Below are 337 nucleotides of genomic sequence, written 5' to 3' on the forward strand. Positions count from 1 at the left end.
TTGAACGACGGTTACCACCACGGTAACCACCACGTTGTGATGAACCACCCTTACGACGTGGCAATGGACGTTCACGTGACAAAGTCACAGGGGCGTTTTGCTTGTCCAAGCCAGCAACGCTAGCCAACAAACCTGCTGCCAATTCTTCAGCTGAGAATTGAGCAGTCATTTGGTTCACTTGGTCTTGCAATTCGGCTGGGTTCAAGTCCTTGATTGTTTCGGCAGCAGTGTCGATGGCACCGTTAATCCGACCAATCCGAGCTTCCTTCAAAGTTGCTGGTTGCAAAGGCGTCATGCGCTTCTTTGTCAATTCTTCAACAGCCTTCAAGTAGTCCAT

Annotated in this window: 1 pseudogene; it reads right to left on the reverse strand. The window is 49.9% G+C overall.

From position 1 onward, the window contains the following. Positions 1-337, reverse strand: a pseudogene (locus AOQ29_RS07925) (ATP-dependent RNA helicase); the annotation flags it as partial.

This window comes from Fructobacillus ficulneus, from assembly GCF_001047075.2.
In the GTDB taxonomy this organism is placed as follows: domain Bacteria; phylum Bacillota; class Bacilli; order Lactobacillales; family Lactobacillaceae; genus Fructobacillus; species Fructobacillus ficulneus.